This window comes from Marinobacter adhaerens HP15, from assembly GCF_000166295.1.
GTDB classification, from domain to species: Bacteria; Pseudomonadota; Gammaproteobacteria; order Pseudomonadales; family Oleiphilaceae; genus Marinobacter; species Marinobacter adhaerens.
This window is the reverse complement of record NC_017506.1, coordinates 1,723,144-1,748,581: the sequence shown is the minus strand read 5'-3', so window position 1 is coordinate 1,748,581 and position 25,438 is coordinate 1,723,144. Positions and strand designations below refer to the sequence as shown.

Here is a 25,438-nt window from a genome sequence, read left to right as displayed (position 1 = left end):
GGAGATTCGCGGCCGTCCCTTTGTTCATCCTAAAGACCGATCCCATCAGTGTTTAGGGGGGCCAAGAAAGGTGGTGGTGCCGGTTATCACTGCCCCTTCGTGATTCAGGCTACTGACCTCAAAAACAACGTCGTTGGCCCCGGAATCAAGGGAAGAGCTTGGAACAGCGACAGAAAATGGGACTTCAACCCGCTCACCTGCTCCAACGACGATACCTCCGGGACCAGTAGTTGAAAATTCTTCAAAACCGCCAACCTCGATCACCAGATATCTCGGGCTGCTGTCTTTATTGGTCAGCTTGAGCAAATAGCTGTTTTCAATGTTGCCCCCGCCTGTATAGCGATACATTCCGCGATCCCTCTCGACGTCGAGGGTTACCAGTGGTCTGGACGCCACGCCCCAGGAAAAAAGTCCAATCATCAAGGCGAGGAACACAAAATACCCCACCAGTCGTGGCCTCAGAAGGTTCGTTTTCCCTCCCTTCAGATCGCGCTCGCTGGCGTAACGTACCAGTCCACGGGCGTATCCCATCTTGTCCATGATCGAGTCGCAGGCGTCGATACACGCCGCACATCCGATACATTCCATTTGCAAGCCATCGCGGATATCGATACCGGTCGGGCATACCTGCACACACATCTGGCAATCGATGCAATCTCCAAGCTCTTGAGAGACTTGTACATCGTCTTTTTTACGTGAGCCTCGCGGTTCCCCCCGCGCGGCATCGTAGGAAATAACCAGGGAATCGGCATCTACCATGGATGACTGAAAGCGGCCGTAGGGGCACATATGGAAACAGACTTTCTCCCTCAGCCATCCCGCATTCAGGTAGGTGGCGCTGGTAAAAAAGAAGATCCAGAAGACCGCCCAGCCCGAAGCTTCCATGGCAATAAGGTCTGCGACCAGGCCCCGAATAGGCGTGAAATACCCCACGAAGGTGATGGCCGTAGCCAGTCCAATCAGCAACCAAAGACCATGTTTCATTCCCCGGCGAGCAACTTTATTGGCGGTGAGAGGTGCGGCATCGAGTTTGAGCCGCCTGTTCCGATCTCCCTCTGCCAATCGCTCTGCCCACAGGAAAACCCATGTCCAGACACTTTGCGGGCAGGCGTATCCACACCACACTCGACCCGCCAGAACCGTCAAAAAAACAGGCCGAAGGCACAGATCAGGAGAATCGCGGCAAGCAACACCAGGTCTTCCGGCCAAAACGTCGCAGAGAAAATATGGAATTTCTTCTCTGCGAGATCCCAGAGCACAGCCTGCCTTCCGCCCCAATCCAGCCACGCGACACCGAAGTACAGTGCGAAAAGTACCAGTCCCCCCGCGATCCGGAGTCGGCGATAAACGCCGGAGAAGCTTCGGGGCTGGATTTTTTGGGTGGCCCCGGGGGCCGGAGCAGGAGATTCAATCTGTTTAACAGAGATCAGGCGACTCATTTGCTTCGCACCTATGCCATGGTCGATCAGAAACGGAAGGCAGGAGGATAGTCGGTCGCGATGAATGGGGGCAGGACCACTTTTTTAAATTTTTATAGGGACAGTTGGTGGAAGTTCAGATCATTAACTCAGGGAGTCTCTTCAAGGCAGAAACACGGGCGGCGTTCCAGGGGTGAGCAAAGCTGATTCTAAGGCAGTTGGAGAACTTTCCGGATACAGAGAAGAGATTTCCCGGCGTAATCACAATCCCCTCCTGGAGCGCCCTGCCGTAGAGCCTCAGTGTGTCGACGTCTTCCTGAAGCTCTACCCAGAGAGCCAGACCACCATGGGGGGTTGTTACCCGAAGAGAGACGTTCCAGCCACTCAGAAGCTCAAGCAACTGATCCCTTCGCCGCCGCAAGTCCTGCCGGTGGCGGCGCAAAAACGACGCGTAACCGCCCTCAGCGATGAAACCTGCCACGCCTTCCTGGAGGAATCGGCTACTCGCCAACTGGGAGGTCAGTTTCAGTTTGAGGATTTCGTCATGCCATCTTCCACCTGAAACCCATCCAAGACGGAGATCGCGGGATAGAACTTTTGAAAAGGAACTGCAGTGGATAACCCGGGCAGAGGTGTCGATGGCTTTCAGTGTATCGGGCACATTCAACCAGCCCGATTCAGCGTAAATGTCATCTTCGATGATGGCGACGTCATGCCGATCTGCCAGCGCCAGTAACCCTCTCCGCGCTTCAGTCGGCATGACAGAACCGGTAGGCGTAGCAAACGCTGGCGACACCACACAAGCTTTAACATCCCAGACCTTTAGTACATCCTCAAGCGCACTCACATTCATACCACTTTCCGGCGATGCAGGTATCTCGATCACCCGCAGTTGAAGCTGTTCAAGTAGCTGCAGCACGCCATAAAAACCGGGAGTTTCCACCGCGACCACATCGCCACTCTTGCAAACAGCCATCAGCGCGAGAAACAACGATTGCTGACACCCCGACGTGATACAGAAGTCATCCGCTTGCGCAATCCAACCTCTTCGGGCGGCTCTCAGAGCGATCTGATTACGCAATTCCTGATCCCCTGCGGGCTCGTCATAGTACTGAAATCTTGTGGACTGCCGCCTCAGAGCCCGACCGATCGACCGGTTGAGTTGAATGATCCCCGGTGGCGGCTCATCCCGGTTACAAGCCGGCAGCAGATCAAAAGCCGCGCTGCGGGTCATTATGTCCTGGAATACCTGGCTTACCGACACAGGTTTTGGCTCGTCCGGCGTCGGTGCTTGACCGGGAACCTCGAATTTATTCTGGGGAGGTACAACAAAAAAACCGCTGCGTTCCCGAGCCTCTATGAGCCCGAGCGCTTCCAGCCGCTGCAGCGCGTGCTGCACAGTAATCTTGGAGAGATGATAGTCCTGGCAGAGTGATCTTATTGAGGGGAGCCGCTCGCCACCTCGCCATCGACCAGTTTCAATCTGGTCTCGCAGGGTTACCTCAAGTTTCTGGTATCTCGGCAATGGCTTTGCCATGGTTTGATCTGTCTCCCCGCCTTCTTACAAAAAAGCCGGGCGCGGGCCCGGCAAACTGAGTTTACTCTCAAAAACGCCAACAATTCACGCCAGTTGGGATACCTTTTGCTTCAGCCCGTCGATCCAGCTGGCCAGATCCTTCAGAGATTTGGACCCGGTTTCCTGGCCCATGAACTGATCACGCCTGAGCAAAACCAGCGTTGGGATGGCTCGCACGCCGAACTTTGCTGCGATCTCATGCTTCTGATCCACATCAACCTTGATCACCGCTGTTTCTTGGTTCAATTCGCTGAACTGTTCCATAACCGGGTTCATCACTTTGCACGGTGCACACCAGGGAGCCCAGAAATCCAGCAACAACCACTCATGTCGGTTTGCCAGTTCGCCCAGCTCGTCAAACGTATTCAGATTTACAATCGGCACAACGAATTTCCTCCGGGAAAGTTCTTCAGGAATAAAAAGGGCGTATTCGGCGAACAATGTCGATGCGAAGGTGAAAACCGAATACGCCAAGGGGTAAACAGGACTGGCTCAGGCTCTCCTCACACGGTTTCCAACCAGTTTGTCCAGCGATAGCAGGCCTGGGCCACACATGGCCAATGCCATCAGAATCAGGCCCCAGACCACGTGATACAGTTCGGCTGCGGGCGCGATCATTTCAAGGCTGATAACTGCAACAATGTTGATGACAAAAAGCCCCAGCGAGGACACAAGCGAGAACAGGCCAATCACCAGAAGAACCGGAAAAACCAGTTCTCCGAACGTTGCGAGGAAAGCTGCGATCTCGGGGCTCAACAGCGGAACGCTGTACTCTTCTTCAAACAGAAACAGTGTTGTTCCCCAGTCATCAATCTTTGTCAGGCCGGCTTTGAAGAAGATCCATGCCACATAGAGACGTCCAAGAAGAAGTGCAACAGGTAGCATGCCGCCGACAATTCGCTGGACCGAATCGTTTAATCCGTAAAAACTGTACGCTAAGGTTTTCATATCATTTTCCTCTCAATGAATGGTTCTGGCGCCGACGATGACCCTTTTTGAGATCATGTCTTGCAGCCAACCGGTAAAATTCGTTTCGTCCAGAACACCTTCACCGAAGGCTTCGGCAATACTTGGCTGTTTTCTCAGCCGCTCCAGCAGCGCAATATCCTTTTCGGAGATGGCTTCCGCCATCCCTCGCCAACCCGATCGATAGACCAAGACGTTCTGGCCCCGGCCTTTGGCGATCATTCTTTTTGCCTGGGCAAAGCTGAGTGTGTCCTGCGGGGTGTGGCTTTTGTGTGCTTCCCATATGCTGACGATCGGATAAACGGACCTGAAAAACTCAAGCCCGCTATTGAGAATGAGCCGACAGGTCGAAAGATCTTCGCCAATCGCAGAAAAGCTCTGGAAGTCCACGTCTTGATACTGGCTGCGCTCGACCCGGCCCACGTAGTTGTCGAGTCGCGCCACATCGGAGAGATAGGGAACCCGGTCTGAAATCCGATGCGAGATGATCCAGCTCGGAAATCCCCAGCCGAAATCACTCCAATCGCCGCTCTGTTTCCGGATCACTCCGAAATAATCCAGGGCCAGTTCCTCGAAAGCAGACGGTCCTAGTAGTGCCTTTACCGTCGGATAGCTGTGCCCAAGGGCTCGAACCGCTTTCGCCTCTACGCCAAATCGATACACGTCTGAATTGGGCAGCCCCGGCTCGTTAATATCGCCGAACAGGAACGCCAGAAACTGGCTCTGATAATCAGACAGGTTCATGGCTTCGCTCCCTGTTCAATACACGGCTTTGTGCTTTCCTGGCCTTGATGGCTTCACCCTGAAGCTCGCGCCATGATGGAAGGTTGTTGTCCCACTCAATCAACGTGGGCCGCGGGCCGATCTTTCGGAGCACACGCCCATACGCGTGCCACCCAGCCTCGGGTACCGGGCAGGCATGGTCATCGATCAGCAGTTCTTGCCGATCCACGGGCGTTGAGCCCGCAAGATGAATTTCCGCAATGGCGGAGTGATCGAGAGAGGCAACATAATCGTCAACAAAATCCGCCGGATCGCCTACTCGCGCATTACGGGCGTTCACCATCACGTTATTGATATCAAGGATTAAACCGCAGCCCGTGCGGGCAACGATTTCATTAAGAAAGGCGGCCTCGTCGAAGTCATTGTGGTCAAACTCGATGTACGCACAGACGTTCTCCACCGCGATCTGGCGGCCCAGCGCCTGTTGCATTCGGTCAATGTTGTTCGCCGCGTGCCTGAGACTGTCTTCGGTGTAGGGAATCGGCAGAAGATCACCACCATGAAAGAGCCGCCCACCGATCCTTGCCCAGGTAAAACACAGGTGGTCTGACACCAATATCGGGTCAACCCGGTCCACAAGACGTTTGAGTCGCTTGAGGTAATCGTCAGGAATCGCCTCAACGGAGCCCAGACCTGCCGAAGTACCATGAAGGCTGATTGGCGTACTTGCCGAAACCTCCCTCAACACATCGACAGCGATTCCTGCCTCCGCGAAGAAATTCTCCGAGTGCACCTCAAGAAAATCTACCGAAGGGGTGTGCTCGAGAACGTCCTGATAATGGTCTGGTCGTAACCCTACCCCAACAGTGCTGCTCGCGAGCTGGGGCTTGGCTGGGACGTTGTCCTGACGATTACCCATGCCACTTAACCTTTGCTTTTCTCAGCAATGATTTTCAGGGCTGTTTCCTTGTCAAAGCCACCCAGATCTTCACAGGTGCCCTTCTCGACAATCTTGTACTCACCCGGGTCGTTGGCGACTTTGGACTGCCCTGCACAGGAGTGGGTACCGGCAAGGTTCGCACAATCGTTACCACCTACAGGCGAAATGCCGTAACACTTTTCTTTGCCACCTGCGTGAGCCAGGGGAGCAGACATGGCACCGGCCAATGCCGCGGCCAGTGCCGCACTGAAAAGAAGTTTCTGGTTCATATCGATCACCTTCACAGTTTGTTTCAGGGTCCTCGACCGAAAACGCCAAGGACCCCGGGACGTGCTCATATCGTTGGCAGAGGATTACAGCTCGGCTGCTTCCACAGTTTTGATCTCGGGCCAGATGTCGTTGGCATTGGCGATGAAGCCAGGTACATCCGTGAGCCAACGCGTTTGCACGTCTTTGTTCAGATTCAGGTAAAGCTTGTTGTCGACAATCCGCCAGGCTTCAGGATCAACGTCGAACTTCTTCTCCATGGTTACGCCGAACGCACAGTAGCCACCGTATTGGGGCGCGTAGGCACTGGGGTCGGCACGAAACAGATCGCGATTCTCTGCGCTGGAGAAATGGTAGATCGCGTTCTTATAGGTAGCGGTGTATTCGGCAGAACCTTTGGTAGCCTCTGAATCAGAGAAGTAGGCCACCGGGTCGTAACCGCTGATGGCAACATCATTGGCGTCGGCGTTCATGTCGATATCGGCAGCAAAAGTACCAGAGGCAGCGCTCAAGGCAGCAACAGCAACGAAGGCACGAAGTTTGTTGAAACGAGTCATTGGGTATCTCCTTTGAATGAATGATGACTACGTTTGAAACAATAAGGCTTCGAGCGGTACTGAATGCGTACGATCGTTCAAACTTCTATGCCAATTATCTGGAGTGCTTATGGACAGGCTTTCTTACATCCTCGACCAACTTAATGTGAACGCCGGCGTTTTCTTCCGGGGCCAGCTCTGCGGGCTGGCGTCCTTTGAAGAAGAAGGAACCGGCTACATCCACGTGCTTCGATCCGGAGTGCTCGACATTATGGAAGCGAACCGGGAGAAGCTCACGCTGTCAGAACCGACCATGATTTTTTCGGTTCGCTCCCAACCGCATCAGCTCTTTGGTGCCAATCGTGAGGGCGCGGAGATGATTTGCGCTTCAATCAAGTTCCAGACAGGTTCACGGAACCCTGTCCTGGACGCCCTGCCCGACTCCGTAGTGCTGCCTCTATCTTCGGTTCAGGGGCTTGGGTCCTTCGTGGATGTGCTGTTCGCGGAGGCCGAAGCGGCGCAGGAAGGGCGAGATGCCGTCATGAATCGCCTGGTTGAGGTGATATTTGTCAATGTGCTTCGGCATGTCGTCTCGGATGGAGAAACGCCGAAAGGTTTGTTATCGGCATTGGCGGATAGGCAACTAAGTAAGGTACTAAGCTGCATCGACTCAAACCTGAATGGCGATCTGTCCGTGGACAGGCTGGCAGAGGTTGCAACCATGTCCCGATCAACCTTCATTCAACATTTCAAGAACATCCTCGGATTGGCACCCGGCGAGTACGTCCAGAACACCCGGATAGCTGCTGCGAAGAAGCTGATTCTCAAAGACAAACCCATGTCCATCATCTGCTTTGAAGTGGGCTACGAGGATGCATCGGGATTTTCCAGGGCCTTCAAGAAAAACACCGGGATGACACCCAGGGAATGGAAAAAATTGAACACGACAGCAGCGGAGGCAGTAAGCGCCAGCGTTGCCGAAAAAGCGCACGTTGCCTAGATACTGAAGGCGCAACAAAAAAGGGGGCAAGGATTACGAATCCTTGCCCCCTTTTTTGTGACTGTTTGCTATTTCAAAACGACCTGACCACGAATGACTTTCTGGCCTGAGTAAGGGCTGCTTACGGCCTCACCGTGATCATCAACATCTGATTTTCGATCGGCAAGAGAGGCGCTTGCAGACGCCGAGATCAGGGCAATAGAAACAAGTAGCAGTGCTTTGGAAGTGACGTTTTTCATAATGAGTTTTCTCCAGTGGTTGATGTCTACGAGAGAAATACTAACCACTGGAGCTGCCCAACAAATGGACAGGCGTTCTAGTTACTGGGCCGATTGTACAGACCGGGCTCAATAACGGTCAGCGGCCCACAATCAAGCTCCCGGGCGGCCATTGCTTTTGCCCAGCACGCCTTCGCCACACGCTCGATAACACTCCGGATCCAGATGATTCCGGGATCCCGGTCATGGCGGGTGTGCCACGCCAGATACAGACTCGTTGGCTCCACGTCAATCGGTAGGCTTGTGAGCGAAATACCAGCACAAAACTCACAGTCTCCGGTGATGACCTCCGGAATCGTGGCTACCAGATCCGAATTCCTGAGCAAATTCGGCACTGCGGAGAAATGGTTGACGGTAACTGCCACTCTCCGCTCCAGTCCTCGCCTGTGCAGAGTGTCGTCTACAACACCGTGAGCCTCTCCCGACATGGTTGCAAGAAGGTGCTGGGCTGAAAGAAAAGACTCGAGATCGACGGGCCGTCCGCTCAGCTCGTGCCCGCTCCTCATAGCAAGAACGTAGCCGGTATCGAAGAGCCATAGGCTTCTGAGGCTGTGATCATGCTGCTCGAAAAAGCCGATCACAAAGTCCACGCTGGCCTCGCGCAGATGGTTTGCTGCGGTAGCCGGCGAGAAAGGAACCGCATGCAAGTCAATGCCCGGAGCCGCCTCTTGTAACTCGGAAACCAGCGGTTGCCAGACCATCTCAAGAATAAGGTCGGTGACAGCAACCCGGAACGTCCGACGCGACTCGCTTGGCGTAAAGCGCGTGGAATTTACCGCGTTGGAGAGCTCGTGCAAGGGATTGCGGATCTGGTCCCAGAGACTTTGGGCATAGGAGGTTGGCTCCACCTGCCGCCCCCGTTTTACAAAGAGAGGATCTTTCCAGGCCGTTCGCATTCTTGAGACCACATTTGAAACGGCGGGCTGGGTCATGCCGAGACGATCCGCCGCTCTGGTGATGGAACCTTCCGTCATAATCGCGCTGAATACGTGCAGTAGGTTGAGTTCCTGGTTTTTCATAATGCCTCGCTTGTCATTGGGAGACTGAGAAAACTGACGCCTATTGCACAGACGTTCGCAACACCAATCTGTTACGGAACTGATGTCTTAATTCACTCGGTCTTGTCCGGTGGCTCGCTGGACTATTCGGGGGATGAAACCTACCATCATGCATATACACTTCATTTATCGGATTGCCATAATGGTCGACCACTCATCACAAGAAACAACGCCGCTGGATGTTGCCAGAACCTGCGCCGCCCTCTACTCCCGCGTTTTCTCACGCCTGGTAACCCGTCATTACAACCATCACCTGGCGGAGACAGGGCTTCGGATCACACAGTTCTCCATACTCAACGCAATCAAGCTTTCTCCGCCCAACTCCATAAATGAACTTGCGGAACTCCTCGGGATGGAGAGAACTTCACTGCAGAGAACGGTCGAAAAGCTGATTGCCAAGGGGCTCCTCGAATCCCGGCCGACGGGGCAAAAGCGTTCCCTGGGTCTCTCTCTGACGCAAGAGGGCGAGGACATCTACCAACAGGCCCTCGCAAGGTGGGAAGACGCGCACAATGAATTCACGGAGATGGTAGGGGCCGATGACTGGTCAGAGACTGTCGGCAAGTTAAGACGCTATAGCGTCAAACTGCAGTCGACCCTCTGAAGCGCTCAGCCATCGTTGGCCATTGAGTCAATCAACGCTTCAACTTCTGACTGCGTGTATCGCGGGGTTATGTGCTGCGGACAGTTCCAGTCGAACGCTTCAACACGGATGATCACGCCCCTTTCAACCAGTGCTTTGTAATCGCTGTCGCTCAGTTGCTCCAGAATCCCCGGCTGTTCGGGGCCAACCAGAGTCATTCGTCCGAGCAGTTTGAGTCTCCTCCTGTTCGGATAATCCATCAGGAAAAGCGAGACGCGATCATTGGTGAGTACGTTGCCCGTGGTGATGTATTGGCGATTGCCAGAGTAATCGGCAAAGCCGATTGTCGACTGATCAATCACCTTCAGAAACCCTGCCGGCCCGCCCCGATGCTGGATGTAGGGCCAGCCGGTTTCGCCAACACTGGCGATGTAAAAACTGTCACGGGCCTCAATAAAACCGCGTTCGCGATCCCTCAGAACGTTATTGCGGTCAGGACCGGTCTCAATGGATGCATAACCGGAGCGACTGCCCATTTCCTCCTGAACCTGTTTTACGGTTCTGGTAAACGCTATTTCTGCAAATTTGTGCGCCATCTTGGGCTCCTGCGGATTCTGCTACGTTGGCGTTCCTATTCGCTATCAGTAACCCGACCAGCCCAGATGTTACGGCGCACCGCCATTATTTTTCGGCAGTCTGTGCCGAGTTAACCAGAGCAATAACTCGCGTAGCCACGCCCTGCTCTCCCTTCACCGGCGAATAGCTAGCCTCTAACCAGACTTCGTGTCCGTCAGCGTGGACAGCTGGAAAGCGTCCCTTTTTAACATTACCGGTAACCAACTCACGCCAGAACCGGATGTAGTCTTCGCTTTTCGCGTAGTCGCTGGTGCAAAGAACCCGATGGTGCTGACCGATCAAGGCCTCTGGCTGATAGCCGAGCAAGTCCAACAACCTGTGGTTCGCCCGCTCGATAATGCCATCCTGCGTCATAACGAGAACCGCCATGGCTTTCTCGACAGCCTGAAAATCCGATTCCAGCTCCTGAACGCGGCTTTTGGCAGCTTCAAGCTTTGCGAGCGCTTCCTGTAATTCCAGTTTCTTTCGGTTGTAAAACGCCATCAGTGGCGGCTCCTGTCTGAAAGGTCTGTTCTTCGGTATGGGAGCACAGTAATGGCTGTTGCCCCTCCCCAGAACCTTACGTTGCCGCCTTTGACCGGATCAGGGATTCAACGGCTCACTGGAGCGCCTTTTCCACGGCCTCCAGAAAACCAATCATATCGACCACTTGTTCCGAATCCGGGTCCACGGTCTTGCCTTTAAGATCGGCAGTGACAATGCCCCGGTCAACGGTGTCGGTCAATGCTGCCTTCAGTTGCACCGCATACTGGCTCAGGGGCTCGTTGCCTTCGCGCTCACCCAGGGTTTCCAGGGCGTTGCCCAGGGCAAAAATCAGCGCCGACGGGTTGAAATGAGCTACCTTACCGTCGCTCTCGAGATACTTCAGGTAAAGATCATGGGCGGTGCCATGGGGTGCCTCGAACAGCATGGTTCCGTCTTTGCTCTCGATGATTGAACTGGCCGTCGCCAGGCTTCCCCCGAGCGCGGCGGAAATGTCCGAGAAGATATCCCCGTCGAGGTTCTGGGAGGGATAAAGCGCATTTCTCGGTGGATCCGTGATCATCTTTTTAAGCTGGCTGGACGGCCGCATGATCATGAACGAGGGCGGCGGTGTATGCTCGCTGGCCAGTTCCCTGCGCACTTCGGTAATGACCTCGCTGTAAACTTCGTCGTACTCCATGTACTCGCGCTTGAGACCGAAATACACCTCTTTGTCCTTGCGCGAAGCATCCCGAAAGACTTGCAGAACCCAGTCCTTGATGGCTTCACGGTCATTGGACATAAGCAACATTGGGTCGCCTTTCCGAACCCGGCGGGCATGTTTCTCGTCACCGTCGACGATCACCTTGAGAATGCCATCCTCCTTGGCCGCCATGTTGAAGCTACCATACTGGTCGCCGCCCCCAGCGCTCATCCGTGAGATGGACACATGAGCCCCGCGGCCTGGAATGCCGAATTCCTTGAGTTGGTTCACCAGCTTGAGCAGCTTTCGCCCGGTGGTATTATCCGGCACACCCCAGAGCGCACGCTCCGGCGGATTGGAAACAATACGTGCTGCCTGGGCATCGATCAGCTCGTAGTAGTAATTCAGCCCCAGGTCTTCAATCTGCTTCTTGTAGTCACTGTGATAGATGTCCTCGATCACCGAGCGCATAGCCCCATCGTAGCCGGGGATCACCGTATCCTTGAGGCCGAGGTATACGTCTCGTTTTTCTGCGATTGCACGTTGGAAAAAGCGATGCGCCCAGGCTTTCACATCCTCGATGTCATTCGTCGCAAGCAGCCACGGATCGCCTTTGCGAATCTCTCGGCGATGAAGCTCTACCGGGTCGCCACTGCTGCCCACAAACATCAGCTTGACGACGCCGGTTGCCAGGGAAAGCTGGTTAAAGCTGTCCTTGATGCCGCCGAATTCCATGGTATCCACCTCAATGTCACGCCCGACCCACTGTGGACGGCGGATGTTGAGGTTACGGAACTGGATGTCCTCACGGGTAATATTGCCACTGATGCCCTTGCGGATCGCACCATTGGGGGACTTGGTCGCCAGCGGGTGCAGATTTTCGCCATCCACACCCGGGTGTTTCCTGAGCAAGTCCTCCAACTGCTGGCGGTTTACCGTCATGCCAGCGTTCTTTACACCCACTCCGTGGCGTTGGAGCGAATCGATGGCATCAATAACCACCTGGCCATTGGTCAGCAGCCGGTTTTCCGCGGACAGATCGATTTCCTCAAGCTGAATATCAAGCCGTGAGTTCACAAACTTCTTGAGAATGTGTTCGAACGCAACCTGAGCCATCTCGTCGCCGTGAAGGATTACAAGGGGCGAGGTCACACTGATTCTACTGTCCATGAAAATCTCCCTGCTGTTTGTTGGCCTGGTCAGTCCTGCTGCGATGCCGACTGCTTGATCCCTAGCCGTTCATTGACGGCATCCCGGATCTCCCGGTAACGCTCGGGATTTTTCGCCAGGAAATCCAGATTGTCCTCGGGGAATATCTCTTTTTCTTTTTGCCGGCTTCCTCACTGGTAAAAATAGACGGCAAAAGCTGTTCAAGGCAACGTAGCATGACTTCCGGCGATACCGACGCACCAGGCGATGCACCCAGGAGCGTGCCGTAGGTCTTGTCTTTCGAGACGAGGATCTCTGTACCCATTTGCAGATCTCCGTCGCGGATGATCTGAACCCGCTGCCCGGCCTCAACCGCTTTCCAGTTGAACTTCTTGCTCATGCCCGGTGCGAAACTGTCCAGCTCCTCGAACATACTCTTTTCACCCTTGAAGGTCTCTGAAACCAGGTATTTGACCAACGGGAAGTGCTCAATGGCGACATTCAGCAGGCTCGGGATATCGTGGAGGCGCATGGAGCGGAGGTAGTCCAGGAACCCCCGGCCCCGCTCCAGCACCGGTTTAAAGGAGGCAAAAGGACCAAACAGAAGATAATACCTTCCATCCGAAACCCGGAGGTCCAGATGGGGAACGGACATCGGAGGTGCACCCACTTTCGCCTTTCCGTAAGTTTTCGCTCTGTACTGCTCGGCCTGCTCGGCGGTTATCTCGGCCTGCAGGAACCGTCCGCCGACGGGAAAACCGGTGAAGCGGCGCGCGAAAGGCAAGTGGCTCTTTTTCAGTATCGGGAAGGCACCACCGCCAGCACCGACGAAAAGAACGTCGGCCTTGTAGCGGCGATCAACGCCCCTGCTCTGGGTTTCCACAAGCCAGCTTCCGGCGGGGCTGCGATGCACTCGCTTGACGTGCGTCCCGTATTCAATTTTCACCCCAAGATCGTCAACAGCATGCTTGGCCATTTGCTCTGTGAGGGCGCCAAAGTTGACGTCCGTGCCCGTCTCGATAACGGTCGCCGCCATTTTCTCGTGTCTGGGCCGCTCCTCCATGGTGTATGGAATCCAGCTCTTGATCTCGTCGAAATCCTCGGAGTAACGCATCTGTTCGAAGAAATGGTGGGACGACATCTCATTGAACCGAAGCTTCAGTTCCTGAATAGATGGCTCGGAGACGATGGTGCAGTGCTTGGTCTGGTTGATAAACGATTTGGGGTCTTTGATGGCCCCTTTCTGGATCAGGTACGCCCAGAACTGCTTGGCCACATTGAACTGAGCGTGAATCTTCACCGCCTTTTCGACTGAAATAACCTCTTCGTCCACCGGCGTATAGTTCAGCTCACAATTCGCCTCATGCCCGGTTCCGGCGTTATTGAACACCCAGGAATTGCCTGCCCCGGGGCCATCCAGTCTCTCGAGAATGGTGATATCCAGTTCCGGTGCCAGTTCTTTCGCGAGGGTCGCGAAAGTTGTGCCCATGATCCCTGCGCCAATGATAATTACGTTCATTAAAACCTACCCGCGTGAGTCGAATGTCTGAACAAGGTTGGAAAAGTGTGTGTATTGACGGTAGCACGCTTCGGCAGACACGGAAAACGCGTGCCGAGCGTTCTTTAACAAAGGAAAATTCTGAACAGAAGGGTCTACCCCTGTTTCGCAGTTTACGTTAAGGTAAACATGAACTGGCGGGAATCACACCAGATTTCGCCAGGCTGTCTACAATGACATTAACTACACTCCCACAAGGAGTGTTTGTTCCTCAGGCCACTACCCCAGGAAGAGGATTATGACAACAACAAAGTCCAAAGTTGTGTATTCCCCAGTGTTTACCGACGGTGCGGAATTCCGGATTCCCACCTTCAAGCTCCTGAAACAGGACGGCAAGCTCTACAAGAGCGCCAAGGCTCCTGATCTCGACAAAGACAAGGCCCTCCGTATATACCGGGCCATGGTCACTACCCGAATTCTTGACGAGCGAATGCTTGCTGCCCAACGGCAGGGCCGCTTGAGCTTTTACATGCAGTGTACCGGCGAAGAAGCTGCCGTGATCGGCAGTGCCGCAGCACTGGATGATGGCGACATGATCATGGCGCAGTACCGGGAGCAAGGTGCCCTGGCCTACCGCGGCTTTACCATTGATGAATTCATGAACCAGTTGTTCGGCAACGAGATGGACTATGGCAAGGGCCGCCAGATGCCGGTCCACTATGGCTCGAAGAAGCTGAACTACATGACCATTTCCTCGCCGCTGGCCACCCAGATTCCCCAGGCCGCGGGCTATGCCTATGGTCAGAAACTCAGGGGCGAAGGTCTTTGCACCATTACCTATTTTGGTGAAGGCGCTGCCTCGGAAGGCGACTTTCACGCTGCCCTGAACATGGCTGCAGTTCATCGGGTTCCGGTGATTTTCCTTTGCCGCAACAACGGGTACGCCATTTCTACCCCGGCCGCAGAGCAGTTTGCTGCCGACGGTGTTGCACCGCGGGCCTATGGCTACAAGATGGACGTGATCCGCGTGGATGGAAACGACATTCTGGCCATGTACCAGGCCACTCAGGAAGCCCGCAAACTGGCCGTGGAACACAACCGTCCGGTATTGATCGAAGCCATGAGCTATCGCCTGGCCGCCCACTCCTCCTCGGACGACCCCTCCGGCTATCGCAGCAAGGATGAAGAAGCAGTCTGGCGTGAGAAAGATCCTATCCTGCGTATGCGCCTCTGGCTGGAAAGCAAGAAATGGTGGAGTGAGGACGACGAAAAGCAGCTGCAGGAAAACATGCGCCGCGAAGTACTGGAAACGATGAAACGTGCCCAGAAGCGTCCACCACCGCCGCTAGAATCCCTGGTAAGCGACGTCTACGACGAAGTGCCACCTGCCCTGGCTGAGCAGTTCGAAAAATTGAAAGCGCACATCGGCCGTCACCCGGACGAATACCCGAAGAGTGCCGAACACGCCAAGGGAGGAGCCTGAGATGTCGAAGATGAATATGCTCCAGGCCATCAACAATGCCCTCGACACCGCCATGGCGGAGGACGAGCGGGTTCTGTGTTTCGGTGAGGATGTGGGCGTTTTTGGCGGCGTATTCCGTGCCACCAGTAACCTGCAACAGAAATACGGCAAAGCCCGCTGCTTTAACACGCCTCTGGTAGAGCAAGGCATCATCGGGTTTGCCAACGGCCTGGCCGCACAGGGTTCGGTGCCGGTGGCCGAGATCCAGTTTGCCGACTACATTTTTCCGGCCTTCGATCAGATCGTGAACGAATCCGCCAAGTTCCGCTATCGCTCAGGCAACCTGTTCAACGTCGGCGGCCTGACCATTCGCGCCCCTTACGGCGGCGGCATTGCAGGCGGCCTCTACCATTCCCAGTCACCGGAAGCCTACTTTGCCCACACCCCAGGTTTGAAAATCGTGGTGCCGCGCAACCCGCATCAGGCCAAAGGGCTGCTGCTTGCCGCTATCCACGATCCCAACCCGACCCTGTTCTTTGAGCCCAAGCGCCTTTACCGGGCCTCGGTGGGTGAAGTGCCGGATGAAGACTATCGCCTGCCCCTGGGCGAAGCCGAAGTCACCAAGGAAGGCACGGACGTCACGATCCTGGGCTGGGGCGCCCAGATGGAAGTGATTGATCAGGCCGTGGAACGGGCCGAGAAAGACGGCATTTCCTGCGAAGTCATCGACCTGCGGACCATTTTGCCCTGGGATGTGGAAACCGTCGCCAACTCCGTGTTCAAGACTGGACGGCTGGTGGTCACCCACGAAGCTCCCCTGACCGGCGGATTCGCCGGTGAAATCGCGGCCACCATTCAGGAGCGCTGCTTCCTGTATCTGGAGTCTCCGATCGCTAGGGTAACCGGGATGGACACCCCCTTCCCGCTGGTGCTGGAAAAAGAGCACCTGCCCAACCACCTGAAGGTCTATGAGGCCATCAGGGCGAGCGTTGAATTCTAGGCTGATATCAGGACAGGAGAGCGACTATGAGTGATTTTATACTGCCCGATATCGGCGAAGGTATCGTGGAATGTGAACTGGTCAAATGGCTGGTTAGCGAAGGCGATGTGATTGAAGAAGATCAACCGGTCGCCGAGGTAATGACCGACAAGGCCCTGGTGGAGATTCCGGCACCCTACAAGGGCCGCGTGACACGCCTCTACTACAAGGAAGGCGACACCGCCAAAGTCCATGCCCCGCTGTTCGAGCTGGTGGATGAAAGCGAGAGCAGTGGCCAGGCGTCAGCAGCCAGTTCTCCGGAACCTGCCGAAGCAAAGCCGGCTCCCGAGGCGGAAAACAGCCGGCCTCCGGCATCGAATCGGACGATAACGCCACCGAAGACTTTATCCTGCCGGATATCGGCGAAGGTATCGTTGAGTGCGAGGTGGTGGAGTGGCGCGTTGCCGAAGGTGACGAAATCGAGGAAGACCAGCCTGTTGTAGACGTTATGACCGACAAGGCCATGGTCGAGATTACCGCCCCTAAAGCCGGGCGCGTCACCAAGCTTTACCATCAACAGCAGGCTATGGCCAAGGTTCATGCCCCGCTGTTTGCGTTCATTCCCCGGGATCGTGAAGAGCCGGAGGAAGCTAGAACCAAACCCGAGCCCGCGGCTCAACTCTCAACCGCGACAGCCTCGCCTGTCGCTGCGGCCAGCCGACAGCGTATTCCGGCCAGCCCTGCCGTTCGCCGTCTGGTTCGGGAGCATGAACTCAACCTCTCGGATATTCAGGGATCAGGTAAAGATGGCCGTGTGCTGAAAGCCGATGTACTGGCTTATATCGAGGAAGGCCCGAAACAGGCCCAGAACCAGGCTCCCGCCGACGATGCGCAAACGGCCACCACCAGAAGTGCCCGCAGGGCGCCTGCCGCCGATCAGGAAGCGCGAGTCGAACCCATCCGCGGAATAAAGGCTGCGATGGCGAAAAGTATGGTCAAATCAGCCACCACCATTCCTCACTTTATCTACAGCGAGGATATTGATGTCACCGATCTGCTCAAGCTACGGGAACAACTCAAACCGGAGGCAGAAGCGCGGGGCTCAAGACTGACGCTCATGCCCTTCTTCATGAAGGCCATGGCCCTGGCGGTTCAGGAATTCCCGGTTCTCAACAGCCAGCTCAACGATGACGTCACGGAGATTCACTACCTGCCCCAGTGCAATATCGGTATGGCGGTGGATGGCAAAGCCGGCCTGACGGTGCCGAACATCAAAGGCGTGGAAAGCCTCTCGTTGTTGGGCATTGCCGACGAGGTTGCGCGCCTGACCGAAGCAGCCCGATCCGGCCGCGTCAGCCAGGAAGACCTCAAGGGCGGCACCATTACCATCTCCAACATTGGCGCATTGGGCGGAACTTACACCGCGCCAATTATCAACGCGCCGGAAGTGGCCATCGTTGCCCTTGGACGCACCCAGAAACTGCCCCGGTTTGACGCCAACGGCCAGGTGGTGGAGCGCGCCATCATGACCGTGAGCTGGGCCGGCGACCATCGCATTATTGACGGCGGCACCATCGCCCGATTCTGCAATCGCTGGAAGGGCTACCTCGAATCGCCCCAAACCATGCTCCTGCATATGGGCTGACGTTTCATCATGGCGCAGAAGACGCAACTGCAGCAGTTCTACATACCCGAAGAGCAGTCGATCTACCTGCTCAGCCATGATGATGCCAAAAAGCTCAAGGACTGGGTGGCGCTCTGCGCTGCCCAGCTCCGCCAACTCGGCTACCAGGACATAGAACTGATTGGCAAGGGTGCGTACGGCTTTGTATTCTCAGGCCGCCTGCCAGGCACCGCAGCCGGGGGCCCGGAACACGTCTTCAAGTTCACCCGAATCAACCTGCCCCGGCATCTTCAAGACCGGCTTGAAGATGAAGCCTACATTCTGGAGCAGGTCCGCCACCCCAGGGTGCCACGGCTGATTTCCTACCAAAGAGCCAATAACCAGCCGATTCTGGTGATGGAGCGTGCTGCCGGATTAAATCTGGAAGAGGTTTCCCTGCGTGATGGTCGTCTGAAACCACGGCTCATCATGCGCATCGCGGACCAGCTGGCGGACATCCTTCGAAACCTGCGCCGTGAGAATGGACCGGCTGGCAGACCGATCGTTCATGGCGACATCAAACCTTCCAATCTGGTCTTCGACGCCAGCACCGAAAACATTGCCCTGATTGACTGGGGCTCCTCCGTGTTTGCCCAGCTGGACGCCAACCAGCAGTTCATCACCGCCAACGTGATGGAGCTGATGTCTGACAACCTCCAGCAAACCAACGCCCGGCTCGGCGATGTGTATTTTATCGGCGAGGAACAGCTCAACGGTGGGCTGTCGTCTCCCCGTTTCGATGAACAGGGAGCAGCCGGCACGCTCTATGCCCTGGCGTCAGCCCAATCCTGCCGCTTTGGCCATCGGGCCATCCCGGCCACCTCACTGGGCCTGCCCATGGAATTCGCACGCATGCTGGATGGCATGCTGTCACCGGATCCGGAAACTCGCCGTAGGGCGGGCGATTACTACCTGACAGAGATGCCGCGTATGGCCCGCACGGTGATGATCGATCTGCCGGAAACCCCGGTCGCGGCCCAGGTACCTGTGTGGGTGCGTGCCTCTGACCAGGAAATTGACACCGTGGTTTACAGCTCGCGTAAATCCTTTCTCAGGGAGGAAGGCGCACCGGAAACCCTCAACGACGTCAATGACGTACAGCTGGACCGCTACTACAAGAACTTCATGCAGGGCATGGGCGAAACCGAAAAGGCGTTTCTGGCAGCCGTGAGCCGGCTCGGGCGCTACCCGGTGGAAGGTGGACTGGCCGTGCGCTGGGAAACCGATGGTATCTACATCGACACTTCCCTGAATCTGCACGATCCGGCATTGAAGTCGGCGTTTGTGCAGGCCGTCAACAACATGGTTTTCCTGGCCCAGGCCATTTACCGCAAGGGAATTTTCAAAAGTTGTCTGTTTAACGCCCGGAACACTCTGCATATTGATCGCGAAGAACCGGACCAGCCGTTTCTGGTGTCGCCGGACATGAAACTGCATTACGAGGTCAGCGCCGCACCAGAGGTGGAGGACGAAAGTCGCGTTCACTCCTACTTCGAAGACGGACCGGATCCGGAGGAATTTCTCGTTCTTCCTGAGACCATCATCCGTTCGCTGGAGGCACTGAACAGTATTCACCACACGGGCATGATCATCTTCGAAGCCCTGCCCCGCCATCTCAAAATCCATAGCCACTATCGGCTACTGGATCCTGAGCAAGAATCGGAGTTCAGCCGGTTGCTGGATGAAATTCTCTCGGCAGTCGAACAGATAACCGGGCTCGGCGTATCAGGCTTTATGAAGATGCCTTACAAGGACACCCGGTTCTTTCCCCACATCGAGCGACTTCCCGAACGCTACTACCCGCGTAATCCAAGGACTGAGCATGCCTCTACCTGAGGCAAAACACAGCTTCAGTTTTGAGAAACCGTGCCGTTACCTGTTAAAACAAATTAATAGAAGGGCTACGCTTTGGCTTCCTCTTTTCTCGAATCCGTAGAACGAAAATTAGGTGTCCCGGGCAAGCTATTGATAGCACCCGTTTTTGTTCTTCTCCTCTTCGCCTCTGTTACCTTTTTCAGTGTCTACGAATTTCAGCAGTTGGATCAGCGGATGAACACGGTCGCCCGCGATCTTGCGCCAGAAACGGCCATTGGCACTGAGTCGGTCATCAGCGTTTATCGAATGCGCCTTCGGGTATTCGATTACTTTTCTACAGGCAACGAAAAAACCCTGGAACGGTTTGATGAGATGGAAACGGATTTCAGAGCCGTCATGGCGAAGGCGCAGGAGGACATTCAGGAGCCCGAGCGAGCCAGCCTGGTTGATCGGATTGAAGGGACAACCAATCAATACATTGAGGCCTTCAGAAACGAGCTGGTTCCGGCAAAGCGTCAGGTGCTCAACATTATTGCTGAACAGCTGGATGTGCACGGACCTAACGCAACAAAAGCCCTCAGGCTTGCATTAAATGGTGTTGCCAACCGTGAGCCAGACAGCGATCTGAGAGCCGGTCTGGAGCAGCTCCTTAACGATGCGTTGATCATGCGGATGACTGCCGAGCGGTATCTGGCAACCGGCGACGAGGATTCGCAAAAGGCCCTCGGTTGGGCCATTGAAGATCTGTCTGACGCCCTCGAACTGATTGATGCCGAGAATGGTCCCGAATTTGTTCAGGTATACCTGAACACCGTTGTTGAGGAACTGGAAGCCTACCGAGCTGCTGTTCAGAAAATGCTTGAGCAGCAGAGCATTCTCGTCAACGTTAAATCCCAGAAGCTGGACGTGCTTGGACCGGAAATTGCGAGCATGGCGAGGGAACTTGAAGCAAGTATATTTGCCTCCCTGGACGAAGAGGCCGATGAGGCAACCGCCGAAACCGATCTCGCTCTGAAATTTACTCTGGCAGCTTTCCTGGTCTCTGCCGTACTCGGATTGATTGTTGCGATTGTGATGAGCCGTTTGATGGGCAACAGCGTGAAACGCGCCAAGACTGAAATTCTCGGTTACCTCGATGACATCGCCAATAACAACGGCAACCTCTCAACCCGACTCACTCCGGGCCGTCCCGATGAGATCGGTGACTTCATCGACGCAGTCAACACCTTCCTGCAAACGCTTGAGGAAACGATTTCCCGAATTGTAACGGCGTCTCGCCAACTGACCGGCGAGTCCGAATCACTTTCCGGTATCACAGAGCGTACAACTGCCAATTCGGAGCAACAGCGCGACCAGATCACGCAGGTGTCTGCCGCCATGCAGGAAATGGTGTCCACCTCCGAAGAGATCGCCTCGAACACCAGCGAAACTGACGAATCGGCCCGTAAGGCCTCATCGCTTGCGGATTCCGGACAAGAAACCGTTGACTCTGCCATTCGGGCGGTTACCAACCTGGCCAATCAGGTTGAGAAGGGGTCTACCCGGATCCAACAACTGGAGAACGAATCGGCCGAAATCGGTAATGTGCTGGCTGTTATCCAGAGCATTGCTGAGCAAACGAATCTCCTTGCGCTCAATGCCGCCATTGAGGCGGCTCGAGCCGGTGACGCCGGGCGAGGATTTGCCGTGGTTGCCGATGAAGTTCGAGGACTGGCCAAGCGCGTTCAGGAATCGACCGTCGATATCGAGCGGATTGTGTCCCAGCTCCAGAGTGGCGCGGCCGGCGCAGTAGTGGACATGAGCAAGGCCAAGCAGATGGCCGAAGAGGCCAGCGAGGAGGCAAGCAAGTCGGGCGAAGCTTTGACGGACATTCTCGCGGCGGTTAACAGCATCGTTGAAATGACCACCCAGATTGCAAGCGCGACCGAGCAACAGCGAGCGACCGCCGCAGAGATGACCCAGAACGTGGAAATAAGCAGCGGCGCAATTGAGGAACTGGCCGGAGACATTTCCCAGGTGAATCAGTCAAGCCGCTCTCTGGCGAACATGGCTGATGAATTGAATACGCTCGTGCGACGCTTCAGGGCCAGTGAATCCTGAACACACAATGGTTGCAAATGTTAACCAATTCACGAGAGCGCAGATGATTACCTGATACCTTTGGGTTTCAAGTTACACAATGTAACCGGAAACGGACTGCCCGGAGGTATTTCGCCATGACGCGCTCTCAATCACTTAGGAAGCAAGGCGCTCGCGGCCCTGCCATTGTCATTCTGACAGCGGCTGCCTGCCTCGGCACTGCTCAAGCCGCCGAACCCGAAAAAGTCATTTTCGCCGCCGAAAATGCACTTTACGGTGCCGGTCATGATATCGGACGCGCGGATGGATGGATTGATGAGCAACTCCGAGCGGCCATACGCGCCTATCAAGCTCAAAATGGGCTGCAAACCAACGGCAACCTGGATACGGCAACACTGAAAGCGCTCGGCGTGACCAAAACATCCAGCGCAACCATCACTGCAAATTCAGTCGGCAGTCGAAAGGCGTCAGTGGCACAGCTCGGTTTGTCCCTTCCCAAGCCAGCGTCCAATACCCCGACCATTGCCAGGGCTGAACCAGAGCCTGCGCCCGCGCCAGAACCTACCCCGGACCCCATTCAAAAATCTTCCGAACAGGGCAAGCCAACAACTTCGCTCGATGGCGAACCTGATGAAAACCAGATAGTTACTGAGGGAACTTCGAAAAGCACTGAAGTGAAGCCACAAGAAAAAGTGGCGGAAGCCGCCCCGACACCCCCCGAACCGGTGGCTTCAGAGCGCCCTGCTCCAACTTCAGCTCCAGCTCCCACGCCGGAACCTGCGGTCGCCGAGGAAACAACACCGGAAGCCACCAAAGAACCAGACCCGGTGCTGGCCCAGCTCCCTGCAGAGCCTACCAGTGCGGGACCTGCCGAGCCGAAAGTAACGGAGACGAAGAAAGCCCAGCCAATCGAAGGAGAAAACACTGCATCGACAAATTCCGCGGTTGCCGATAATTCTCAGAGCACCGGCGGCGGTTTTTTCAGCGTCTTATTCGATTTCTTTTTGGTTGGCTGGTGTGAGCGTCAGCTCTGCAACCGGTCTTTAAAGACTTTCCAGTCAATCACGTTGCCGTCGGAATCGAAGTGGACGTATCCGCGGAAACTCGGATCATCTTCCCAGGCCTTCACAAAGCCTACGGTTTCACCGGAGTCTGAGACTATCTCAAAGGCTTCGCTGCGGGCGTTGGCAATGTCTTTATCAGGCTCGGTATCTGAACGCTTGAGGCTTACGGAGGAGTCTAAGGGCAAATTGCTTTGAAGGAATTCATGGATCATCGTCAAGCTCTCCTTTCAGGGTGAACCGGTCTGGTTCTGGAGGTAGCGTAACTATAGGACGATCCGGTAGAAGAGAATACAGATTCAGATCAATTTTCTTAGATTTTTTCGGGATAAAAGGGCTTTAAGAACAATGGGATATTTCATTCTTGTGACAGTCTGTAACCTTCTGGGCTGATTATTTTTCAACCAGTTCAGAAGGTTACCGAAAGCAGAGTCGATCAGTCACGAGGATCAGAATTTCCAGAACGGAGTGCTCAGTTTCTGCTCAACCAGTTCAGGGGAAAATCCCACATCGTTCAGCAACCGACGATCCATGGTCATCACCAGATGGATAAAGTTGCGCTTCATCCGCCAGCCTTTGTAAAGCGAAGCAGCTCTTTTCATTTCATTACTCCTTGGTCAACCCAGAATGTTGGTCTCCGAAAACCGGGACCTTGTTTAATTAGGGTCCTATTCTAAGCTTGACGAGGAGCTTTCTGAATACTTGGAAACCCCTATAAACAGGGGCTCCAAGCATTATTGGGTATCAGAATTGTGTACTTTTGATGGCAGTCTTATGACGCCTTGGCGTTTGAAAGTAACACTTGGTAAAGGTCATCTTTCAGCTGTGCGCGTTTCTGCTTCATGCGGTGGAGTTTGTCATCACCGATGGGAGAATCCCTCTTTTCCAGCCCTTCAATTTCGTGATCGAGATGCGTGTACTCCTGAAGCTTTTCGTTGAACTTGAGATCATTGTTCTTGAGTTCCTGAATCAGTTCTCGGTACTGCGGGAATTCTACGTGAAGCTCATGGCTGGAAATGCCCATCGTATTCCTCTCCTCTTCTTTGCAGAGTGTTGATCAAGGCTGATCACCTTCAGCATAGACGAGCGTGCCAGTTTCTGGGCGTCTTTGACAAATCGCTAATTACGCACGACGTTGCATGGGTATAGCATGGTAGTACGTTATCCAGTTACGCCTCGGGACACTTGCGAATGACCTTTGCACGAATTACCGGCACCGGTTCCTACCTGCCTGAAAACATCGTTACCAACAAAGACCTCGAAAAAATGGTCGACACCACCGACCAGTGGATTCGTGAGCGCACGGGAATCGAACGACGTCATATTGCCGTTGAAGGCCAGACCACAGTGGATCTTGCGGAGCAGGCTGCCAGGAATGCCATTGATGCCGCGGGCATCAATGCACAGGACATCGATCTGATCGTGTTTGCCACCTCCACCCCGGACAAGATTTTTCCGAGTTCCGCATGCATCCTGCAGGCGCGTCTTGGCATCCATGGCTGCCCCGCGTTCGACATACAGGCGGTGTGCAGCGGATTTGTATACGCCCTCGCAACAGCCGAAAAGTTCATCAAGACCGGAAGCAGCAAGAAAGCCCTGGTTATCGGCGCTGAGGTTTTTTCCCGCATCATTAACTGGGAAGACCGCGGTACCTGTGTTCTCTTCGGAGACGGGGCCGGTGCCGTGATTCTGGAAGCCGACGAGGAAACCGGGATTCTTTCCACCCATATCCACGCCGACGGTCAATACGAAGATCTGCTCCACGTGCCTTGCGGCATCTCAGACAATTACGATCAGGTAAAGGCGGGTCGGGCCTTCGTCGAGATGAAGGGCAATGAAGTGTTCAAAGTGGCGGTGAACACGCTAGGCAAGATCGTTGATGAAACCCTGGCAGCCAACCGGATGCAGAAATCGGAGATCGACTGGCTGGTTCCACACCAGGCCAACCTTAGAATCATCTCGGCCACGGCAAAGAAACTGAACATGTCCATGGATCAGGTTGTCGTAACGGTTAATGAGCACGGCAACACGTCCGCTGCATCTATCCCTCTCGCCCTTGATGTGGCTGTGCGAGATGGGCGGATCAAACGCAATGAGGTGCTTCTCCTTGAGGCTTTTGGCGGCGGATTTACCTGGGGCTCTGCACTGCTCCGTTACTGATCGGCCATCTTTCGGATCGCCACTCGTTTTGAACCAGAGACGGGCTTCAGCTTTTGTTGAAGCCCGTTTTTTCATTGTGTTTACCGCACCCTGTCAGATAGACTGTATTTTTATACAGTACCAATAACGCTCACTGCGAGGAATAACCATGGCAGTACAAGCAGTCTACTTTTCTGATAGGGACGGCCTGGATATGGCACTGAAAAATCCTGAGACGATGCTGTTCACTTCAAAAGCCGAAGCCGACGCCCGGGACAAAGTGCTCGAACTGGCGGAGGAAATTCAGGTATTCCTTGGCCGCAAGGTTGAAGGCCTGGGCGACGATCTGGCCGAACGCTGTGCCATGGCCATAGCGGAGGACAAAGACCTGTTCCAGAAAGCTCTCAAGAAGCCCGAGCTGCTGAACGCAGAACAGGAATAGCAGGA

26 protein-coding genes and 1 pseudogene are annotated in these 25,438 nt (G+C 54.9%); 11 read left to right on the top strand and 16 right to left on the bottom strand.

Features of this window, described 5'->3' with window-relative positions:
• Positions 1-45 precede the first annotated feature (45 nt).
• The 8 genes and pseudogenes from ccoG to HP15_RS08225 all read right to left on the bottom strand — a co-directional run bounded on the left by ccoG (position 46) and on the right by HP15_RS08225 (position 6,447).
• A pseudogene (gene ccoG / locus HP15_RS08260) lies at positions 46-1,439 on the bottom strand (cytochrome c oxidase accessory protein CcoG).
• 115 nt (positions 1,440-1,554) lie between these two features.
• The gene (locus HP15_RS08255; RefSeq protein WP_014577032.1) at positions 1,555-2,955 is read right to left on the bottom strand and encodes an aminotransferase-like domain-containing protein; all 1,401 of its coding nucleotides are present in this window, start codon (positions 2,953-2,955) and stop codon (positions 1,555-1,557) included.
• Between the two features lie 84 nt (positions 2,956-3,039).
• A complete protein-coding gene (locus HP15_RS08250; RefSeq protein WP_041646195.1) occupies positions 3,040-3,378 on the bottom strand; it encodes a thioredoxin family protein in 339 nt (112 codons plus the stop codon).
• Positions 3,379-3,486: 108 nt separating this feature from the next.
• Entirely contained in the window at positions 3,487-3,942 is a 456-nt protein-coding gene (locus HP15_RS08245) for a DoxX family protein (protein ID WP_014577030.1), read from the bottom strand.
• Between the two features lie 12 nt (positions 3,943-3,954).
• On the bottom strand, positions 3,955-4,704 hold the full coding sequence (locus tag HP15_RS08240; RefSeq protein ID WP_014577029.1) for an HvfC/BufC N-terminal domain-containing protein: 750 nt from the start codon (positions 4,702-4,704) through the stop codon (positions 3,955-3,957).
• Positions 4,691-5,602, bottom strand: a complete 912-nt coding sequence (locus HP15_RS08235) for a DUF692 domain-containing protein (RefSeq protein ID WP_014577028.1) — start codon at positions 5,600-5,602, stop codon at positions 4,691-4,693. The genes HP15_RS08240 and HP15_RS08235 overlap by 14 nt, the downstream gene beginning before the upstream one ends.
• A 5-nt stretch (positions 5,603-5,607) precedes the next feature.
• Positions 5,608-5,892 (bottom strand): BufA1 family periplasmic bufferin-type metallophore, encoded by a 285-nt coding sequence (locus HP15_RS08230; protein ID WP_014421587.1) that lies wholly within the window; start codon positions 5,890-5,892, stop codon positions 5,608-5,610.
• Positions 5,893-5,976: 84 nt separating this feature from the next.
• On the bottom strand, positions 5,977-6,447 hold the full coding sequence (locus tag HP15_RS08225) for a YHS domain-containing (seleno)protein (protein ID WP_014577026.1): 471 nt from the start codon (positions 6,445-6,447) through the stop codon (positions 5,977-5,979).
• Between the two features lie 109 nt (positions 6,448-6,556).
• On the opposite strand from HP15_RS08225, the gene HP15_RS08220 reads away from it, so the two are divergent.
• On the top strand, positions 6,557-7,426 hold the full coding sequence (locus tag HP15_RS08220) for an AraC family transcriptional regulator (protein WP_014577025.1): 870 nt from the start codon (positions 6,557-6,559) through the stop codon (positions 7,424-7,426).
• A gap of 68 nt (positions 7,427-7,494) precedes the next feature.
• Here the strand turns inward: HP15_RS08220 and HP15_RS22340 are convergent, their stop codons facing one another.
• Complete coding sequence (locus HP15_RS22340) at positions 7,495-7,665, bottom strand: hypothetical protein (protein WP_014577024.1); 171 nt, start codon at positions 7,663-7,665, stop codon at positions 7,495-7,497.
• A gap of 77 nt (positions 7,666-7,742) precedes the next feature.
• Positions 7,743-8,723, bottom strand: coding sequence for a LysR family transcriptional regulator (locus HP15_RS08215; RefSeq protein ID WP_014577023.1), 981 nt, complete (start codon positions 8,721-8,723; stop codon positions 7,743-7,745).
• Positions 8,724-8,871: 148 nt separating this feature from the next.
• Between HP15_RS08215 and HP15_RS08210 the strand changes: the two genes are divergently transcribed.
• On the top strand, positions 8,872-9,366 hold the full coding sequence (locus tag HP15_RS08210; protein WP_227499729.1) for a MarR family winged helix-turn-helix transcriptional regulator: 495 nt from the start codon (positions 8,872-8,874) through the stop codon (positions 9,364-9,366).
• Positions 9,367-9,371: 5 nt separating this feature from the next.
• Here HP15_RS08210 and HP15_RS08205 read toward each other — a convergent pair whose 3' ends face one another.
• From HP15_RS08205 to HP15_RS08190, 4 genes are all read right to left on the bottom strand, one after another.
• A complete protein-coding gene (locus tag HP15_RS08205; RefSeq protein WP_014577021.1) occupies positions 9,372-9,941 on the bottom strand; it encodes a pyridoxamine 5'-phosphate oxidase family protein in 570 nt (189 codons plus the stop codon).
• An 85-nt stretch (positions 9,942-10,026) separates the two neighbouring features.
• Complete coding sequence (locus HP15_RS08200; RefSeq protein WP_014577020.1) at positions 10,027-10,464, bottom strand: PAS domain-containing protein; 438 nt, start codon at positions 10,462-10,464, stop codon at positions 10,027-10,029.
• Between the two features lie 115 nt (positions 10,465-10,579).
• Positions 10,580-12,316, bottom strand: a complete 1,737-nt coding sequence (locus HP15_RS08195) for an isocitrate/isopropylmalate family dehydrogenase (protein WP_041645202.1) — start codon at positions 12,314-12,316, stop codon at positions 10,580-10,582.
• A gap of 61 nt (positions 12,317-12,377) precedes the next feature.
• Entirely contained in the window at positions 12,378-13,814 is a 1,437-nt protein-coding gene (locus HP15_RS08190; RefSeq protein WP_014577018.1) for a malate:quinone oxidoreductase, read from the bottom strand.
• Positions 13,815-14,091: 277 nt separating this feature from the next.
• Here HP15_RS08190 and HP15_RS08185 point away from each other — a divergent pair, with 277 nt between their 5' ends.
• The 7 genes from HP15_RS08185 (at position 14,092) to HP15_RS21920 (ending at position 23,050) form a co-directional block, all read left to right on the top strand.
• Positions 14,092-15,276: a thiamine pyrophosphate-dependent dehydrogenase E1 component subunit alpha gene (locus tag HP15_RS08185; RefSeq protein WP_041645201.1), complete on the top strand. Its 1,185-nt coding sequence runs from the start codon at positions 14,092-14,094 to the stop codon at positions 15,274-15,276.
• A 1-nt stretch (position 15,277) separates the two neighbouring features.
• Positions 15,278-16,255 carry an alpha-ketoacid dehydrogenase subunit beta gene (locus tag HP15_RS08180; protein WP_014577016.1) on the top strand — a complete coding sequence of 326 codons (978 nt, stop codon included), beginning with the start codon at positions 15,278-15,280 and terminating at the stop codon, positions 16,253-16,255.
• A 26-nt stretch (positions 16,256-16,281) separates the two neighbouring features.
• The gene (locus HP15_RS22620) at positions 16,282-16,737 is read left to right on the top strand and encodes a biotin/lipoyl-containing protein (protein ID WP_014577015.1); all 456 of its coding nucleotides are present in this window, start codon (positions 16,282-16,284) and stop codon (positions 16,735-16,737) included.
• On the top strand, positions 16,683-17,879 hold the full coding sequence (locus HP15_RS08175; RefSeq protein ID WP_455709724.1) for a 2-oxo acid dehydrogenase subunit E2: 1,197 nt from the start codon (positions 16,683-16,685) through the stop codon (positions 17,877-17,879). Before HP15_RS22620 ends, HP15_RS08175 begins: the two co-directional genes overlap by 55 nt.
• A gap of 9 nt (positions 17,880-17,888) precedes the next feature.
• Positions 17,889-19,733: a protein kinase domain-containing protein gene (locus HP15_RS08170; RefSeq protein WP_014577013.1), complete on the top strand. Its 1,845-nt coding sequence runs from the start codon at positions 17,889-17,891 to the stop codon at positions 19,731-19,733.
• Between the two features lie 213 nt (positions 19,734-19,946).
• Complete coding sequence (locus tag HP15_RS08165; protein WP_227499728.1) at positions 19,947-21,812, top strand: methyl-accepting chemotaxis protein; 1,866 nt, start codon at positions 19,947-19,949, stop codon at positions 21,810-21,812.
• Positions 21,813-21,928: 116 nt separating this feature from the next.
• Positions 21,929-23,050 carry a peptidoglycan-binding domain-containing protein gene (locus HP15_RS21920; RefSeq protein WP_014577011.1) on the top strand — a complete coding sequence of 374 codons (1,122 nt, stop codon included), beginning with the start codon at positions 21,929-21,931 and terminating at the stop codon, positions 23,048-23,050.
• 251 nt (positions 23,051-23,301) lie between these two features.
• Here HP15_RS21920 and HP15_RS22335 read toward each other — a convergent pair whose 3' ends face one another.
• Positions 23,302-23,454 (bottom strand): hypothetical protein, encoded by a 153-nt coding sequence (locus tag HP15_RS22335; protein WP_008171150.1) that lies wholly within the window; start codon positions 23,452-23,454, stop codon positions 23,302-23,304.
• A 170-nt stretch (positions 23,455-23,624) separates the two neighbouring features.
• The gene (locus HP15_RS08150; protein ID WP_008171152.1) at positions 23,625-23,876 is read right to left on the bottom strand and encodes a YdcH family protein; all 252 of its coding nucleotides are present in this window, start codon (positions 23,874-23,876) and stop codon (positions 23,625-23,627) included.
• A gap of 167 nt (positions 23,877-24,043) precedes the next feature.
• Between HP15_RS08150 and HP15_RS08145 the strand changes: the two genes are divergently transcribed.
• A complete protein-coding gene (locus tag HP15_RS08145) occupies positions 24,044-25,012 on the top strand; it encodes a beta-ketoacyl-ACP synthase III (RefSeq protein WP_014577010.1) in 969 nt (322 codons plus the stop codon).
• Between the two features lie 148 nt (positions 25,013-25,160).
• Positions 25,161-25,433 (top strand): YebG family protein, encoded by a 273-nt coding sequence (locus HP15_RS08140; protein WP_008171158.1) that lies wholly within the window; start codon positions 25,161-25,163, stop codon positions 25,431-25,433.
• Positions 25,434-25,438 lie beyond the last annotated feature (5 nt).

What these genes read in the sequence shown, in the direction of transcription:
- HP15_RS08255 (WP_014577032.1), bottom strand. Translation starts at nt 2,955, where the DNA reads ATGGCAAAGCCATTGCCGAGATACCAGAAACTTGAGGTAACCCTGCGA.
- HP15_RS08245 (WP_014577030.1), bottom strand. Translation starts at nt 3,942, where the DNA reads ATGAAAACCTTAGCGTACAGTTTTTACGGATTAAACGATTCGGTCCAG.
- HP15_RS08240 (WP_014577029.1), bottom strand. Translation starts at nt 4,704, where the DNA reads ATGAACCTGTCTGATTATCAGAGCCAGTTTCTGGCGTTCCTGTTCGGC.
- HP15_RS08235 (WP_014577028.1), bottom strand. Translation starts at nt 5,602, where the DNA reads ATGGGTAATCGTCAGGACAACGTCCCAGCCAAGCCCCAGCTCGCGAGC.
- HP15_RS08230 (WP_014421587.1), bottom strand. Translation starts at nt 5,892, where the DNA reads ATGAACCAGAAACTTCTTTTCAGTGCGGCACTGGCCGCGGCATTGGCC.
- HP15_RS08225 (WP_014577026.1), bottom strand. Translation starts at nt 6,447, where the DNA reads ATGACTCGTTTCAACAAACTTCGTGCCTTCGTTGCTGTTGCTGCCTTG.
- HP15_RS08220 (WP_014577025.1), top strand. Translation starts at nt 6,557, where the DNA reads ATGGACAGGCTTTCTTACATCCTCGACCAACTTAATGTGAACGCCGGC.
- HP15_RS22340 (WP_014577024.1), bottom strand. Translation starts at nt 7,665, where the DNA reads ATGAAAAACGTCACTTCCAAAGCACTGCTACTTGTTTCTATTGCCCTG.
- HP15_RS08215 (WP_014577023.1), bottom strand. Translation starts at nt 8,723, where the DNA reads ATGAAAAACCAGGAACTCAACCTACTGCACGTATTCAGCGCGATTATG.
- HP15_RS08210 (WP_227499729.1), top strand. Translation starts at nt 8,872, where the DNA reads ATGCATATACACTTCATTTATCGGATTGCCATAATGGTCGACCACTCA.
- HP15_RS08205 (WP_014577021.1), bottom strand. Translation starts at nt 9,941, where the DNA reads ATGGCGCACAAATTTGCAGAAATAGCGTTTACCAGAACCGTAAAACAG.
- HP15_RS08200 (WP_014577020.1), bottom strand. Translation starts at nt 10,464, where the DNA reads ATGGCGTTTTACAACCGAAAGAAACTGGAATTACAGGAAGCGCTCGCA.
- HP15_RS08195 (WP_041645202.1), bottom strand. Translation starts at nt 12,316, where the DNA reads ATGGACAGTAGAATCAGTGTGACCTCGCCCCTTGTAATCCTTCACGGC.
- HP15_RS08190 (WP_014577018.1), bottom strand. Translation starts at nt 13,814, where the DNA reads ATGAACGTAATTATCATTGGCGCAGGGATCATGGGCACAACTTTCGCG.
- HP15_RS08185 (WP_041645201.1), top strand. Translation starts at nt 14,092, where the DNA reads ATGACAACAACAAAGTCCAAAGTTGTGTATTCCCCAGTGTTTACCGAC.
- HP15_RS08180 (WP_014577016.1), top strand. Translation starts at nt 15,278, where the DNA reads ATGTCGAAGATGAATATGCTCCAGGCCATCAACAATGCCCTCGACACC.
- HP15_RS22620 (WP_014577015.1), top strand. Translation starts at nt 16,282, where the DNA reads ATGAGTGATTTTATACTGCCCGATATCGGCGAAGGTATCGTGGAATGT.
- HP15_RS08170 (WP_014577013.1), top strand. Translation starts at nt 17,889, where the DNA reads ATGGCGCAGAAGACGCAACTGCAGCAGTTCTACATACCCGAAGAGCAG.
- HP15_RS08165 (WP_227499728.1), top strand. Translation starts at nt 19,947, where the DNA reads ATGAACACGGTCGCCCGCGATCTTGCGCCAGAAACGGCCATTGGCACT.
- HP15_RS21920 (WP_014577011.1), top strand. Translation starts at nt 21,929, where the DNA reads ATGACGCGCTCTCAATCACTTAGGAAGCAAGGCGCTCGCGGCCCTGCC.
- HP15_RS22335 (WP_008171150.1), bottom strand. Translation starts at nt 23,454, where the DNA reads ATGAAAAGAGCTGCTTCGCTTTACAAAGGCTGGCGGATGAAGCGCAAC.
- HP15_RS08150 (WP_008171152.1), bottom strand. Translation starts at nt 23,876, where the DNA reads ATGGGCATTTCCAGCCATGAGCTTCACGTAGAATTCCCGCAGTACCGA.
- HP15_RS08145 (WP_014577010.1), top strand. Translation starts at nt 24,044, where the DNA reads ATGACCTTTGCACGAATTACCGGCACCGGTTCCTACCTGCCTGAAAAC.
- HP15_RS08140 (WP_008171158.1), top strand. Translation starts at nt 25,161, where the DNA reads ATGGCAGTACAAGCAGTCTACTTTTCTGATAGGGACGGCCTGGATATG.